Source organism: Pseudokineococcus basanitobsidens (assembly GCF_037482545.1).
Lineage (GTDB): Bacteria > Actinomycetota > Actinomycetes > Actinomycetales > Quadrisphaeraceae > Pseudokineococcus > Pseudokineococcus basanitobsidens.
Map to the genome: position 1 here is coordinate 109,849 of NZ_JBBIAA010000002.1, position 15,025 is coordinate 124,873.

Below are 15,025 nucleotides of genomic sequence, written 5' to 3' on the forward strand. Positions count from 1 at the left end.
CGCCGACCGGCCCGTCCTCGCCCTCGCGCGGACGCGGCCGGCCGGCGGGGGCGTGCGCCGCACGACGCGGACGCACTGCCCCTACTGCTCCCTGCAGTGCGGCATCCGCCTGACGGCCGGCGGGCGGCCGGCCGAGCTGGAGCCCGACGACTTCCCGACCAACCGCGGGGGCCTGTGCTCGAAGGGCTGGACGGCGGCCGAGCTGCTCGACCACCCCGACCGCCTGCTCACCCCCCTCGTGCGCGCGGTGACGGGGGACCGGTCCAGCGCCCTGCGCCCCGCGACGTGGGAGGAGGCGCTCGACCGCGTCGTCGCCGGCATCCGCGACAGCCAGGAGCGGTACGGGCGCGACGCCGTCGGCTGCTTCGGCGGCGGCGGCATGACCAACGAGAAGGCCTACGCGCTGGGCAAGTTCGCGCGCGTCGTGCTGCGGACGTCGGCGATCGACTACAACGGCCGGTTCTGCATGTCCTCGGCCGCCGGCGCCCTGAACCGGGCCTACGGCGTCGACCGCGGGCTGCCCTTCCCGCTCGCCGACCTCGCCGAGGCGGACGCGCTGATGGTCGTCGGCGGCAACCCCGCGGCGACGATGCCCCCGGCGATGCAGCACCTCGACGCGGCCCGGGCCCGCGGGGCCTCGCTCGTCGTCGTCGACCCGCGGCGGACGGCGACGGCCGCGGGGGCCACCCTCCACCTGGCGCCGGTCCCGGGCACGGACCTCGCGCTCGCGCTGGGGATGCTCCACGTCGCCCGGCGTGACGGGCTCGTCGACGAGGCCTACGTCGCCGCGCGGACCACCGGGTACGCCTCCGCGGTGGCCGCCGCGAACGGCTGGTGGCCGGACCGGGTGGAGCGCGTCACCGGGGTGCCGGTCGCGGACCTCACCCGCGCGGTGCACCTGCTCGCCGACGCCGAGCGGGCCGTCGTCCTGTCCGCCCGCGGCGCCGAGCAGCACGCCGGGGGTACCGACACCGTCCTCGGCTTCTCCAACCTCGCGCTCGCGCTGGGGCTCCCGGGCACGCCCGGTTCCGGCTTCGGCACGACGACCGGCCAGGGCAACGGGCAGGGTGGCCGTGAGCACGGGCTCAAGGCCGACCAGCTGCCCGGCTACCGGATGCTCGCCGACCCGGCGGCGCGCGCCCACGTCGCCGCCGTGTGGGGCGTCGACCCCGCCGACCTGCCGGCGCCCGGGCGCTCGGCCTTCGAGATGCTCGACGCCCTCGGCACCGACGGCGGGGTGCGGACCCTGCTCGTGCTCGCCTCGAACGTCGCCGTGTCGGCCCCCGACTCCGGGCGGGTGCGCGCCCGGCTGGCGGCGCTGGACACCCTCGTCGTCGCCGACTTCTTCCTCTCCGAGACCGCGGCTCTCGCCGACGTCGTCCTGCCCACGGCCCAGTGGGCCGAGGAGGGCGGCACGATGACGAACCTCGAGGGCCGGGTCCTGCTGCGGCGCAAGGCCCTCGACCCGCCGGAGGGCGTGCTGGACGACCTCGGCATCCTGCGCGCGCTGGCCGACCGGCTCGGCGTGGAGCGCGGCTTCCCCACGGAGCCGGAGGAGGTGTTCGCCGAGCTGCGGCGCGCCAGCGCCGGCGGCAAGGCCGACTACTCCGGCATCACCTACGCGCGCCTCGACGCCGAGCAGGGCGTGTTCTGGCCGTGCCCGGCGCCGGCGGGCGACACGTCGGACGCCGCGTCGCACCCGGGGACGCCGCGGATGTTCCTCGACTCGTTCCCCACCCCCGACGGGCGGGCCCGGTTCGTCCGCGTCGACTTCCGCCCCCGCGCCGAGCAGCCGGACCGGCACTACCCCTACGTGCTGACGACCGGCCGCACGACGAGCCAGTACCAGTCGGGCACGCAGACCCGCCGGGTGCGCCAGCTCCTGCTCACCGACCCCGACGCCCGGGCCGAGCTGCACCCCGACGTGGCGGCCCGCCACGGCGTCGCCGACGGCGACCTCGTCCGGCTCGAGACCCGCCGCGGCACCGCGGTGTTCCGGGCCCGGCTGACCGACGGGGTCGTGCGCGGCACCGTCTTCGTGCCCTTCCACTGGGCCGGCCTCTCGGGAGCCAACGGGCTCACCGACACCCGGCTCGACCCCACCTCGCGCATGCCGGAGTTCAAGGCGTGCGCCGTCCGGCTCGAGCGCGCCGGCGGCCCCGACGACCTCGACCTGCGGGCCGAGCCACCCGGACCGCCCGCCGGTGCCACCACCGGCCCCACCACCGGCCCCACCAGCAGCCCCACCACCGGAGGACCCCGATGAGCTCGACCTTCCGCTTCCTGCAGGGGGTGCACGCCTTCGCCGGCGAGGGCCTCGAGAAGCCCACCGCCCTGGACACCGCCCTCACGTACGTCGTGCCGGAGGGTGCGCGGGCCCAGGTCCTGTACTTCCGGGGCGGCAACTCCAGCGGGGAGCTCGTCGTCGTCGTGCTCCTGCGCGACGGCGTCCCCATGCGGTACTTCCCGGTCGGGGCCCGCGGGGACGTGCACGTGCCGCTGCGCGTCGTCGAGGACGTCGAGGCCGGCGAGACGCTCGAGCTGCAGCTCGCCGCGCCCGAGGGCACCAGCGGCTCCGTCGTCGTGGACCTGGGGCTGGTGGAGGTCTGATGGCGACGACCACGACGCAGGGGGCGGCGGTCCCGGGGCAGCGGCGCGGCGGCGCCGGGAAGAGGCGTCTCGTCGTCGTCGGCAACGGGATGGCGGGCGCCCGCACGCTCGAGGAGCTGCTCGAGCGCGGCGGCGGCGAGATGTTCGACATCACCGTCTTCGGCGACGAGCCCTACGGCAACTACAACCGGATCATGCTGAGCCACGTCCTCGCCGGCGAGGACGACGAGTCCGGCATCGTCCTCAACCCGCCGGAGTGGTACGCCGAGCACGGGATCGACCTGCGGTGCGGCGTCCGCGTGACGTCGGTGGACGTCCACGCCCGCGAGGTGCAGGACGCCACGGGCGCGACCACGCCCTACGACGTGCTGGTGCTCGCCACCGGCAGCTCCCCGCGCATCCCGCCGATGGAGGGGGTCCGTCGGGAGGACGGCAGCCTCCTGCCGGGCGTCACCGGCTTCCGCGGGCTGGACGACACCCGCGCGATGCTCGCCGCCGCGCGCGAGCACCGGTGCGCCGTCGTCGTCGGCGGCGGGCTGCTCGGCCTCGAGGCGGCGCACGGGCTGCGGGCGCACGGGCTCGACGTCACGGTCGTCCACTCCCCGGCCCACCTCATGAACCAGCAGCTGGACGCCGCCGCCGGCGCGGTGCTGCGGACGGGGATCGAGCGGCTCGGCGTCACGGTCCACACCGGGGTCCGGACGTCGGCCGTCACGGGCGACGAGCGCGTCACCGGCGTCGTCCTCGCCGACGGCCGGCACCTGCCGGCCGACATGGTGGTGCTCACCGCGGGCATCACGCCCAACGCCGAGCTGGCGCTGCGGGCGGGCCTGACGGTCGAGCGCGCCGTCGTCGTCGACGACCGGATGCAGTGCGTCGACACCGGTCTCGCGGGCGGCGTCGCCGGGGCCGACGGCGTCTACGCGGTGGGGGAGTGCGTGCAGCACCGCGGCGTCGTCTACGGGCTCGTGGCGCCCCTGTGGGAGCAGGCCGGCGTCCTGGCCGACGTGCTGACGGGCGCCGACCCGACCGCGGAGTACCACGGGTCGCGCACCGCGACGAAGCTCAAGGTCGCCGGCGTCGACGTCACGGCGATGGGCCTGTCCGAGCCCGAGCGCGAGGGCGACGAGCTCGTCGTCGTCTCGGACTCCTCCCGCGGGGTGCACCAGTCCGTCGTCGTCCGCGACGGCCGCCTCGCGGGGGCGACGCTGCTCGGGGACGTCCGCAAGGGCGCCTCCCTCCAGCAGGCCTTCGACCGGCAGCTGCCGCTGCCGGAGGACCGGCTGCGGCTGCTCCTGGACCTCGGGGACGCCGCCCAGGAGAAGGGGGCGGCCGACCTCGACGACGACGCGCAGGTGTGCAACTGCAACGGCGTGACGAAGGGCGACATCGTCGGCGCCGTCCAGGGCGGCTGCACCAGCGTCAAGGGCGTCATGGACGCCACGCGCGCCGGCAAGGGCTGCGGCTCGTGCAAGGGCCTCGTCGGGCAGCTCGTCGAGCTCGCCGCGGACGGCGGGCTGACGGAGGACCCGTCGGTGCACTGGTACGTGCCCGGCGTGCCGCTGCGCAAGGACGAGCTCGTGCGGGCGATCCGCGACCAGCACCTCACGAGCGTCTCCGCCGTCTTCGCGGCCCTCGCCCCCGACGGAGAGCACGACGCCAAGAGCACCATGGGCCTGACCTCGCTGCTGCGGACGCTGTGGGCCGACGAGGTCGTCGACGAGCGCGGCGGCCGCTTCATCAACGACCGCGTGCACGCCAACATCCAGCGCGACGGCACCTTCTCCGTCGTCCCGCAGATGAAGGGCGGCGTGACGACGCCCGACCAGCTCCGGAAGATCGCCGACGTCGCCGAGAAGTACGACGTCGGCATGATCAAGGTCACCGGCGGGCAGCGGATCGACCTCCTCGGCATCAGGAAGGAGGACCTGCCGGCGGTGTGGGCAGACCTCGGCATGCCGTCGGGCTACGCCTACGGCAAGAGCATGCGCACGGTGAAGACCTGCGTGGGCACCGACTACTGCCGCTTCGGCCTCGGCGACTCCACGCAGCTCGGCATCGACATGGAGACGCGCTTCCAGGGCCTGGAGTCGCCCGCGAAGATCAAGATGGCCGTCGTCGGGTGCCCGCGGAACTGCGCGGAGGCCTACGTCAAGGACGTCGGCGTCGTCGCCGTCGGGTCGGGCCGCTGGGAGGTCTACGTCGGCGGGGCCGCGGGGGCCAGCGTCCGCAAGGGCGACCTGCTGACCACCGTCTCCTCGCCGGGCGAGGTGATGACGGTGGTCGGCCGCTTCGTCCAGCTCTACCGAGAGTGGGGCAGCTGGCTGGAGCGCACCTACGACTTCGTCCCCCGGCTCGGGCTCGAGCGCCTGCAGAAGGTGCTGCTCGAGGACGAGGGCGGCCTCGTCGCCGAGCTCGACGAGCGCCTCGAGGCCGCCGTCGGCGCCTACCGCGACCCCTGGGCCGAGGGGCAGGAGCCGAGGACGCCGGGGCAGTTCCGCACCGCGCTGCCCCTCGTGCCGCTCCCGCTGGTGCCCTCGCGGCCGATGGGGGCACCCGGTGGCCTCCAGCCGGACGCGCACTCGAGCTCCGGCGCCGTCCCGGTCACGGCGGGGGCGTCGTCGTGAGCGCCGTCGTGGACGACCCGGTGGACGACCGCGTGGCGCCGGCCGCCGGCACCGGTACCGACGTCGGTGCGCTCGAGGACTTCGCGGTGGGCGAGGGGCGTGCCGTCGTCGTCGACGGCCGGCAGGTCGCCGTCTTCCGGCACCGGGACGACCGCCTGTCCGTGCTGGACGCCGTGTGCCCGCACGCCGGCGGCCCGCTGGCGGACGGGCAGATGGACGACCGCGTCGTCGTCTGCCCCCTGCACCTGAACGTCTTCGAGCTCGCCACCGGCCGCTCGTGCAGCGGCCAGGCCGACGTCGCCCGGCACCGTGGCGCCGTGGCGGACGGCCGGGTCAGGGTGACGCTCGCCTCCTGAGCCGCGGTCGGCCGCTGCGCCACGGGCCGGGCGGGGCCCGGATCCCGGTCGCGACCACCCGCGGCCGGGCGCGCAGGGTCATCATGGCCCGTACGCCGAGCGCGGCGGCCCGCCGGCCGCCGCCCCGACGCCGGAGGACCGCCGCCATGACCGATCCCGCCACCGCCGTCGCGCCCGCTGCCCGTCGCGCCGACGGCACGGTCCCGGAGCTGGACCGCACGCAGCTCGTCGGCGTCACCATCGGCGTGACGAGCGACCGGCGCAGCGACGAGCTCATCGGCACCTTCACGCGCCGCGGCGCCCAGGTGGTGCACGCCCCGACGATGCGCATCGTCCCCGTGACCGAGGACGCCGAGCTGCTGGCCGACACCCGCTCCGTGGTCGCCGACCCGCCCGAGGTCCTGCTCGCGACGACGGGCATCGGCATGCGCGCCTGGCTCGAGGCGGCCGACGCCGCGGGCCTGGCCGACGACCTGCTGGCCGCGCTGCGCGGCGCCCACGTCGTCGCCCGCGGCCCGAAGGCGCGCGGGGCGCTGCGCGCGGCGGGGCTGCCCGAGCACTGGACGGCGGCCAGCGAGCAGACCGTCGAGGCCGTCGACCACCTCGTCGCCGACGGGGTGGACGGGCGCTCGGTCCTCGTGCAGATGCACGGCGCCGCCGGGCGCGAGGAGCTGGACCCGCTGGTCGCCGCCGGCGCCCGCGTGCGCACGGTGACGCCCTACCACTGGCGTCCGCCGCGCGACCCCGTCGCGGTCGACCGGCTCGTCGACGGCGTCGTCGCGCGCTCGCTCGACGCGGTGACCTTCACGGCCGCCCCCGCGGCCGTCGCGCTGCTCGACGCGGCGGGCGCGCGCGGCCTGCGGGGGGAGGTCGTGGCCTCTCTCGCCGCCGGGGCGCCGGGGGCAGGGGGCGGAGGTGTGCTGGCCTGCGCCGTCGGCGACGTGACGGCCGCGCCGCTGCGCGCCGAGGGCGTCGAGCCGCTCGTGCCCGCGCGGTGGCGCCTCGGCGCCCTCATGCGCGAGCTGTCCCAGCACCTCGCGGACACCCCCCGGGCCCGGGCCACGACCCCGGCCGGCGTGCTCGTCGTCCGCGCCCGGACGGCGGTGCTCGACGGCCGCCCGCTCGACCTCGCCCCCGGCCCGCTGGCCGTGCTCGGACGGCTCGCGCTCGCCGGCGGCGCCGTCGTCCCCCGCGCCGAGCTCCTCGCCGTCCTGCCCGCCGCGACCGACGACCACGCCGTCGACGTGGCCGTGGGCCGTGTGCGCTCGACGCTCCCCGCCGGCGTCGTGACGACCGTCGTGAAGCGCGGCTACCGCCTCGCCAGCGCCTGACCCGTCCCCCTCTCACCAGCCCCCTCCTCGCACTTCGACGACTTCCTGTCGCACAAGGGGGCCGTCGGCAGCGAGAAGTCGTCGAAGTGCGGGATGGGGGCGGGCAGACGGGGGTCAGGGGGCCGGCACGGCGGAGCGGCGGCGCTCGTCCTGGGCGCGGAGCGCGCCGGAGAACCGTCCGGCGTCCCAGCCCTCGCGCACCGCCCGGAGGACGAGCTCCGCCTGCGTCTGCGGGGCGAGCCCGTCGACCGGCTGGTCACGGTCGAGGTTGGTGGGGAAGGCGTAGCCCTCGGCGGACATCGCGACCACGTCGCGCAGCGCCTGCTCCGCGGCCGCGTCCTGGCCGCCCTGCGCCCAGCGCCGGACCAGCACCGGGAACAGCGCCTCGGCCATGGCCGTGCGGTCGACCGTCTCCATCGCCCGGCCGAAGGCGGAGGAGACCTGCAGGAGGTTGGCCGTGCGGCGGACGTCGGTCGTCGTGTTGGTGCCCGCGCCGTGGAAGACCGCCGGGTTGAAGAAGGCGGCGTCGCCCGTCTCCAGCGGGAGCTGGACCCGGTGGGCGAGGAAGTACTCGGTGAACTCCGGACGGTGGAAGGCGACGTAGCCGGCGGGGTACTTGTGCGAGTGCGGCAGGTACAGCGTCGGGCCGGTCTCGAGCGGCATGTCGCAGTGGGCCACGGCGCCCTGGAGCGTCATGAGGGGGGAGAGCGCGTGCACGTGCGAGGGGTACGCCAGCGCCTGCTCCGAGCTCATGAAGCCCAGGTGGTAGTCGCGGTGCGCCGTCTGCGCCTGCCCGCCGGGGTTGACCACGTTCACCTGCGACGTCAGCTGGTAGCCGCGGCCGAGCCACGCCTCGCAGACGAGGGCGAGCGCGTCGGCGGCGTAGTAGTCGGCGAAGACCTCCGGGGCGCGGACCGCGAGCTTGTCGGCGGCTCCCCACACGCGGTCGTTCGCGCCGGCCCTCGCGAAGTGGTCACCCCCCGCGACGCCGGCGGCCTTCTGGTCGGCGATCATCGCGGAGAAGACCTCGGTCGCCCGGTCGACGACGTCGCGGGCGACGGCGCCGCGCAGGACGACGACCCCCGGACCCTCGGAGAGTGCCCGGGCCAGCTCCGCCTGGACGTCGCGCCGACCCTCCGGGGTGGTCACGTGCTCGGCGAGGCGGGGGCCGTAGACCAGGACGCCCTGCTCGACGGCGTCGGCGTAGGGGTGCTCGCCCAGGTCCGTCGTCACCTCGACGCTCGCACGGAAGTCCTCGAGGCGGCAGTCGGCCTCGGTGAACCACACCGGCGGGCGGACCTGCTCGGTGCTCGTGCCGGCGCTGGCGGTCGTGGTCATCGCGGTGTCCTCTCCTTCGCGGCCGGCGGTGGCCGCTGACGTCCCTGGTGCCGCCGACGCTAGGCCGGGTCCGCCCGGGCCGGTAGCCTCCGAGCCCTCGCGGACGCCTCTGCGAGCCCTCAAGAACCCCTCAGGCGCCGACGTCGGCCCGAGGGGGCCCGCACCGGCTGGAGACGGAGGACGGTGTGCCGCACACCTACCGGGTCCGGGAGATCGCCGCCCAGGCGGGTCTCTCGCCCGCCACCGTCGACCGCGTGCTGCACGCCCGGGGCGGCGTCCGCGCGAGCACCGTCCGCGAGGTGGAGCAGGCCGTCGCCGACCTGGACCGCCAGCAGGCGCAGCTGCGCATCGGCACCCGCACGTCCATGGTCGACGTCGTCGTGCAGGCGCCCGCCCGCTTCTCCGGCGGGGTGCGCGCGGCGATGGAGGCCGAGCTGCCGACCCTGCGGCCCGCCGTGGTGCGGGCCCGCTTCCACCTCCACGAGGGCGGTTCGCCGGGCGACGTCGTCGCGGCCCTGGGGCGGGTGGGTCGCGGGCGTACCGACGGCGTCGTCCTCAAGGCGCCGGACGTGCCGGAGGTGGTCGACGCCGTCGCGGCGCTCGACGCGCGCGGCGTCCCGGTCGTCACGCTCGCGACCGACCTGCCGACGAGCGCCCGCGTCGCCTACGTGGGCGCCGACAACCGGGCGGCGGGGGCCACCGCGGCCTACCTCGTGCACCAGTGGGCCGGCCGGCCCCACGGGTCCGGGCGCGCCGACCCGACGGTCGTGCTCGTCGTCCGCGGCCGCTCGTCCTCGCGCGGGGAGGACGAGCGGGAGATGGGCTTCCGCGCCACGTTGCGCGAGCTGGCCCCGGCGGCGCGCGCGCTCGAGGTGGTCGACGACGAGGAGGACGCCGGTGCCGTCCGCCGCGCCGTCGACGCCGCGCTGGCCGAGCGGCCCGACGTCGGGGCCGTCTACTCCCTGTACGCGGGCGCCGGGGGCAACGGCGCCGTCCTCGCGGCCCTCGACGCGGCCGGACGGCGGTGCCCCGTCGTCGCCCACGACCTCGACGGCGAGAACGTCGACCTCCTGCGCCGCCACCGCCTGTCCGCCGTCCTCCACCACGACCTGCGCCAGGACGTGCGCCGCGCCTGCCACGCGCTGCTGCGGGCGGACGGCCACCTCCCGGGCCCGGTGCGCTCGGGGACGTCGGCGGTCACGGTGGTGACGCCCTACAACCTCCCGCGCTCGGTGCTCGCGACGCCGTGAGCCGGCGGTCGTGCGGTGCGTCGGGAGGTCCGCGACGGTCGTCGGCTCAGCCCAGGGCCGCGGGCCTCGGCGCGAGACCGGCTGCGGCGTAGCAGGCGTCGACGAGCTCCATCGTCGCGACGGCGTCGTCGGCGTCCAGGCGCGGCGCACCCGGGACGGGCGGCGCACCACGCAGCAGCCGTGCGAGGGCGTCGAGCTGGTGGTCGTAGGACGAGCGCGTCCCGAGGTGCTCGGTGCGCTCCCCGGAGCCGTCGCGGACGACGACGCGGTCGTCCAGCTGGGGCTTGACGAACCCCGGGGCGTAGGCCTCGCCCCGGCTGCCGACGAGCCGGCACGAGAAGCGCAGCTCCTCCCCGTCCATCCGGCTGCGGACCACCCCGACGGCACCCGACGGCAGCACGAGGTCGGCCACGAGCTCGGCGTCCACGCCCGGCGAGCCGGGCCGCTCGACCGCCCGGGCGCCGGTGACGCGCGGCTCGCCCGCGTGCCGCGGGTCCTGCGCCGCCAGCTCGCGCAGCGTCCGCAGGCCGTAGCAGCCGAGGTCCATGACGGCGCCACCGCCGAGCTCGAGGGACCAGCGGGGGTCGTCCGCCGGCGGCGCGGGCATGAGCATGTCGACCTCGACGCGGACCAGGTCGCCGAGCTCGCCGCCGACCGCCAGCTCGACGAGGCGCCGGTGCACCGGGTGGTGCAGGTGGTGGAAGGCCTCGACGACGTGGACGCCCGCTGCCGCGGCGGCGTCGCGGACGACCCGGGCGTCGGCGGCGCAGGCGGCGGAGGGCTTCTCGGTGAGCACGTGCCGGCCCGCGCGGACCGCGGCGAGGTTCGCCGGGGCGTGCAGGGCGTTGGCCAGGGGGTCGTAGACGACCTCGACCTCGGGGTCGCCGAGGACGTCGGCGTACCCGTCGAGCACCCGCTCCGCGCCGAGCGCCCCGGCGGCCTCCTGCGCGCGGCCCCGGTCGCGCGCGGCGAGCGCGACGACGCGGTGCCCGGTACGTCGGGCCGGGTCGGCGAGCGCCTCCCGCGTGATGCGTGCGGCACCCAGGACGCCGATGCGCAGGGGCGCCGGGGTCCGCGGGTCGGCACCGGCCGGCGGCGGCGTGGCGGGGGAGGTGTCGGTCACGGGGTCATCGTGCCCGCAGGCCCGGCCCGCGCCGGCGTCACGGGTCACCCGAGCCGGCGTCACGGATCAGCCGGGCTCGGGGCTCCCGCCGTCGTCGCCGCGGTCGACGCGCACCTCGTCGACGCGCACCTCGTCGACGCGCACCTCGTCCACGCGCACCTCGTCGACGCGTACGGGGCGGTGCTCGGCCACGGAGAGCGCGAGGGCCTGCGCCACCCACGCGACCTCGAGGGCGTCCTCGACGGTGCAGGGGGAGGGGCGGGTGCCGGCCACGACCTCGGTGAAGGCCGCGAGCTCGGTGCGGTACGCCTGCGTGAACCGGTCCATGAAGAAGTCGTGAGGCGTCCCCGCGGGGAACGTCGTGCCCGGCTCGAGGGAGCGCAGCGGCAGGCGGTCCTCGAGCCCGACGGCGACGCTGTCGCGGGTCCCGTGCAGCTCGAGGCGGCAGTCGTAGCCGCGGGCGTTGTAGCGGGCGCTGGAGACGAGGGCCAGCGTCCCGTCGTCGAGGGTCAGGACGCTCGCGGCGGTCGCGACGTCGCCGGTCTCGGCGAAGACCGGGTCCCCGTGGGCCCGCCCGGTCGCGTAGACCTCGACGACCTCGCGACCCGTGACGAAGCGGATGGTGTCGAGGTCGTGCACGGTGCAGTCCGCGAAGATCCCGCCGGAGGTGCGCACGTAGGCGGGCGGCGGGGGAGCCGGGTCCAGCGTCGTCGACCGCACCGTGTGCAGCTCTCCCAGCTCGCCGGAGACGACCGCCGCGCGCGCCGCGGCGACCGCGACGTCGAAGCGACGGTTGTAGCCGATCTGCACCGGGACCCCGGTCTCGCGGGCGTGCCGCAGGACGGCCAGGGCGTCCCCGGCCTCGCGGGCGACGGGCTTCTCGCAGAAGACCGGCAGCCCGGCGTCGAGCGCCGCGTGCAGCAGCGCCGGGTGCGCGTCGGTCGCCGCGGCGACGACGACGCCGTCGAGGTCGGCCGCGAGCAGCGCCTCGGGCGACGCGGCGGTCTCGACGCGCCCGTCGCCGAGGCGGTCGACGGCAGCCCGGGCCGCGGCCGGGACGACGTCGGTGACGACGAGCCGGGTGACGGCCGGCAGGCCGACGAGGGTCTGCGCGTGGAAGGACCCGATGCGGCCGAGCCCGACGAGCCCGATCCGCATCAGTCCATCCCTCCCACGACGACCTGGTCCCAGTCGAGGACCGAGCCGGTGACCACACCGCTGCGGGGGGAGAGCAGGAAGACGGCCAGGTCGGCGATCTCGTCCACCTGCCCGAGCTTGCCCATGGGGAGCCGGCGGGCGGCCTCCTCGTCCCAGCCGTCCTGCGCGCCGTGGGCCGCCCGCTGGACGGCGTCCTCGCCCTCCGTGCCGGTCCACCCGATGTCGAGCCCGTTGATGCGCACGCGGTCGAAGCGGTGCGCGTGCGCGGCGTTGCGGGTGAGCCCGGCGAGCCCGGCCTTCGCCGCCACGTAGGGGGCCAGGTACGGCTGGCCGCCGTGCTCGGAGATCGAGATGACGTTGAGCACGGTGCCCGGCTCGCCCCGGCGGACCATGTCGGCGACCGCGGCCTGCATCGTGAAGAAGGGCCCGCGCAGGTTGACGGCCACGTGCGCGTCGAAGAGCTCCGGCGTCGTGCCGAGCAGCGTCCCCCGCGCGGTGAGCCCGGCGGCGTTGACGAGGCAGTCGACCCGGCCGAAGCGCTCGACGACGGCGGCCACGGAGGCACGGGCGCTCTCGACGTCGGCCACGTCGGCCCGCACGAAGTGCGCCTCCCGGCCCGGCGCCACGGCCTCGCGGAGCTCGGCGACCACCGCCTCGCCGACCTCGGCCCGCCGCCCGCTGACGACGACGTCGGCGCCCTCGCGGGCCGCGGCGCGCGCGATCCCCGCACCGACGCCCTGCGTGCCGCCGCTCACGAGCACGGCGCGTCCCTCCAGCAGTCCCACGGGTCCTCCTCGTCCGCGCGGCGAGGGCGGTGACGGACGTCGTGGCCCTCACCCGACGGGGCGGATCCTCCCGACCCGGCGCGGGCCGGGGCAAGGACGGTGCTCCTTCAGAAGTCCCTCAGAAGGTCCTCGTCGACCCGGCCCGGCCGCCGGCGGTGCCGGTCCTTGAGCGCTGGAACAGCCGGCGGGCCGGGCCGGTTGACCCCGCGGCGACCCTTCGACGGCCGCCCGCGCCACCGCCCAGCACCACGCCCAGCACCACCGCCCCGCACCACCGCCCCGCACCGGAAGGCCGGCACCGCCATGGACCCCCAGCAGCTCTTCACCCCCGTCACCCTCGGCGACCTGCCCCTGCGCAACCGCGTCGTCATGGCGCCGCTGACCCGCACCCGCGCGGGCGACGCCGGGGTGCCGAACGACCTGCTCGTGGAGCACTACGCCCAGCGCGCGAGCGCGGGCCTCATCATCACCGAGGGCACCTACCCGACGCAGGAGGGCCGGGGGTACCCCGGCCAGCCCGGCATCGTCGACGACGCCCAGGCCGCCGGCTGGCGTCGGGTCGCCGACGCCGTCCACGAGCGCGGCGGCCTCCTCGTCATGCAGGTCATGCACGCGGGCCGCGTCGCGCACCCGGCGGTCACGGGCACCGACCGCGTCGTCGCCCCCAGCGCCGTCCGGCTCTCCGGCGAGGCGCACACGCCCGAGGGCAAGCTCCCCTACGTCGAGCCGCACGCGCTGACGACCGAGGAGGTCCAGCAGGTCGTGGCCGACCACGTGGCGGCCGCCCGTCGCGCCGTCGACGCCGGGCTGGACGGCGTCGAGATCCACAGCGCCAACGGCTACCTGCTGCACGAGTTCCTCGCCCCGGACGCCAACCAGCGCACCGACGCCTACGGCGGCAGCCCGCAGGCGCGGGCCCGGCTCGGGGTCGAGATCGCCACGGCGGTCGCCGCGGAGATCGGCGCCGGCCGGGTGGGCATCCGCATCTCTCCCGCGCACGGCATCCAGGACCTGCCTGAGGCCGACGCCGACGACGTGGCCGCGACCTACGGCGCGCTCGTCGACGGTCTCGCCCCGCTGGGCCTGGCCTACCTCAGCGTGCTGCGGGCCGACCCGACGGACGCGCTCGTCGTCGACCTGCGCCGTCGCTTCGGCGGGAAGGTCGTGGCCAACAGCGGCTTCGGCTCCGCGACGACGCGCGAGGAGGCGGCCGCGCTCGTCGACGAGCAGCACGCGGACGCGGTCGCCGTCGGCCGTGCCCTCATCGCCAACCCCGACCTGGTCGAGCGCTGGCAGGCGGGCGAGGACGAGAACGCTCCCGACGCCGCGACCTTCTACGGCACCACCGCCGAGGGCTACACCGACTACCCGCGCCGCGCCGCCTGACACCGCCCGGCGTCCGCAGTGGTCGGCATCCGTGACCGTGCACGGTCACGGATGACGACCACTTCCGGTCGTCCACAGGGCCCCGGCACGGACGAGCACGGGCCGCCACGCTCGTGCGGTGCGTGAGCTCGAGCTCCCCGACGGTGTTCTCGCCCTGGCGCGCGCCCAGTCGGGCTGCGTCGCCCGGCGTCAGCTGCGCGAGCACGGCGTCGGCCCGGACGTGGTCCGCCGGCGGACCGGCAGCCGGAGGTGGCAGCGTGCCGGCCCCCGCGTCGTCGTCCTGCACACGGGACCGCTCGACCCCGGCGCCCGGCGCTGGGCCGCGCTGCTGCACGTCGGACCGGGGGCGGCCCTGGCCGCGTGGACGGCGCTCGGGGTCCACGGGCTCCAGGGGTGGCCCCGCGACGAGGTGCACGTGGCCGTCCCCCGCGGCGGGTCGCGGACCCCGCAGCTGCCGGGCCTCGTCGTCCACCTCGCGCACCGGGACGGCCGGGACGAGGTGACGTCGCGTGCGGGCCTGCCGCTGCACGGCGTCGAGAGGGCGGCGCTCGACGCGGCGTCGTGGTCGGCCGCGCCCCGGGCGGCCGGCGGGGTCCTGGCGGCGACGGTGCAGCAGCGGCTCACCACACCCGCTCGGCTGCGGACGTGCCTGCGGGCGCGAGGCCCGGTCCGGCACCGAGCCCTCCTCGCGGCGGTCGTGGAGGACCTCGCGGGCGGCTCGCAGTCCATGGCGGAGGTGGACCTCGTCCGGCTGTGCCGCCGCAGCGGTCTCCCCGTCCCCGTGCGCCAGTCCCTGCGCACCGACCTCGCCGGGCGTCGCCGCTACCTCGACGCCGAGTGGGTGCTGCCCGACGGGCGCCGCGTCCTGCTCGAGGTCGACGGCGTCGGCCACGTCGAGGTGCGCGGCTGGTACGACGACCTCCTCCGGGCCGCCGAGGTGAGCCGCGCCGGCGAGACGGTGCTCCGTCTGCCGGCCCTGGCGCTGCGGGTGGACGCCGAGCGGGTCGTGGCGCTGCTGCGCGTGCACCTGGGGTCCTCCGGCAGTGGTCGGCATCGGTGAC

At 76.9% G+C, this 15,025-nt stretch carries 12 protein-coding genes; 8 read left to right on the forward strand and 4 right to left on the reverse strand.

The window, feature by feature from the left end; genetic code table 11:
• Positions 1 to 52 precede the first annotated feature (52 nt).
• The 5 genes from WDZ17_RS02770 (at position 53) to WDZ17_RS02790 (ending at position 6,924) form a co-directional block, all read left to right on the forward strand.
• Positions 53 to 2,266, forward strand: a complete 2,214-nt coding sequence (locus tag WDZ17_RS02770; RefSeq protein WP_494516967.1) for a molybdopterin oxidoreductase family protein — start codon at positions 53 to 55, stop codon at positions 2,264 to 2,266.
• Positions 2,263 to 2,610, forward strand: a complete 348-nt coding sequence (locus WDZ17_RS02775; protein WP_339573607.1) for a molybdopterin oxidoreductase — start codon at positions 2,263 to 2,265, stop codon at positions 2,608 to 2,610. The genes WDZ17_RS02770 and WDZ17_RS02775 overlap by 4 nt, the downstream gene beginning before the upstream one ends.
• Positions 2,610 to 5,237 (forward strand): nitrite reductase large subunit NirB, encoded by a 2,628-nt coding sequence (gene nirB, locus WDZ17_RS02780; protein WP_339573608.1) that lies wholly within the window; start codon positions 2,610 to 2,612, stop codon positions 5,235 to 5,237. Before WDZ17_RS02775 ends, nirB begins: the two co-directional genes overlap by 1 nt.
• Positions 5,234 to 5,593: a Rieske (2Fe-2S) protein gene (locus WDZ17_RS02785; protein WP_339573609.1), complete on the forward strand. Its 360-nt coding sequence runs from the start codon at positions 5,234 to 5,236 to the stop codon at positions 5,591 to 5,593. The genes nirB and WDZ17_RS02785 overlap by 4 nt, the downstream gene beginning before the upstream one ends.
• A gap of 146 nt (positions 5,594 to 5,739) precedes the next feature.
• Positions 5,740 to 6,924: a uroporphyrinogen-III synthase gene (locus WDZ17_RS02790; protein WP_339573610.1), complete on the forward strand. Its 1,185-nt coding sequence runs from the start codon at positions 5,740 to 5,742 to the stop codon at positions 6,922 to 6,924.
• A gap of 114 nt (positions 6,925 to 7,038) precedes the next feature.
• Here the strand turns inward: WDZ17_RS02790 and WDZ17_RS02795 are convergent, their stop codons facing one another.
• The gene (locus WDZ17_RS02795) at positions 7,039 to 8,262 is read right to left on the reverse strand and encodes a phytanoyl-CoA dioxygenase family protein (RefSeq protein WP_339573611.1); all 1,224 of its coding nucleotides are present in this window, start codon (positions 8,260 to 8,262) and stop codon (positions 7,039 to 7,041) included.
• Between the two features lie 185 nt (positions 8,263 to 8,447).
• Between WDZ17_RS02795 and WDZ17_RS02800 the strand changes: the two genes are divergently transcribed.
• Positions 8,448 to 9,512, forward strand: coding sequence for a LacI family DNA-binding transcriptional regulator (locus tag WDZ17_RS02800; RefSeq protein ID WP_339573612.1), 1,065 nt, complete (start codon positions 8,448 to 8,450; stop codon positions 9,510 to 9,512).
• 46 nt (positions 9,513 to 9,558) lie between these two features.
• Here WDZ17_RS02800 and WDZ17_RS02805 read toward each other — a convergent pair whose 3' ends face one another.
• From WDZ17_RS02805 to WDZ17_RS02815, 3 genes are all read right to left on the reverse strand, one after another.
• Positions 9,559 to 10,635 (reverse strand): Gfo/Idh/MocA family protein, encoded by a 1,077-nt coding sequence (locus tag WDZ17_RS02805; protein ID WP_339573613.1) that lies wholly within the window; start codon positions 10,633 to 10,635, stop codon positions 9,559 to 9,561.
• Positions 10,636 to 10,701: 66 nt separating this feature from the next.
• A complete protein-coding gene (locus tag WDZ17_RS02810) occupies positions 10,702 to 11,793 on the reverse strand; it encodes a Gfo/Idh/MocA family protein (protein ID WP_339573614.1) in 1,092 nt (363 codons plus the stop codon).
• On the reverse strand, positions 11,793 to 12,578 hold the full coding sequence (locus tag WDZ17_RS02815) for an SDR family oxidoreductase (protein ID WP_339573615.1): 786 nt from the start codon (positions 12,576 to 12,578) through the stop codon (positions 11,793 to 11,795). Before WDZ17_RS02815 ends, WDZ17_RS02810 begins: the two co-directional genes overlap by 1 nt.
• 303 nt (positions 12,579 to 12,881) lie before the next feature.
• Between WDZ17_RS02815 and WDZ17_RS02820 the strand changes: the two genes are divergently transcribed.
• Together WDZ17_RS02820 and WDZ17_RS02825 are read left to right on the forward strand one after the other, a co-directional pair.
• A complete protein-coding gene (locus tag WDZ17_RS02820) occupies positions 12,882 to 13,964 on the forward strand; it encodes an alkene reductase (protein WP_339573616.1) in 1,083 nt (360 codons plus the stop codon).
• Between the two features lie 118 nt (positions 13,965 to 14,082).
• A complete protein-coding gene (locus WDZ17_RS02825; protein ID WP_339573617.1) occupies positions 14,083 to 15,024 on the forward strand; it encodes a hypothetical protein in 942 nt (313 codons plus the stop codon).
• Position 15,025 lies beyond the last annotated feature (1 nt).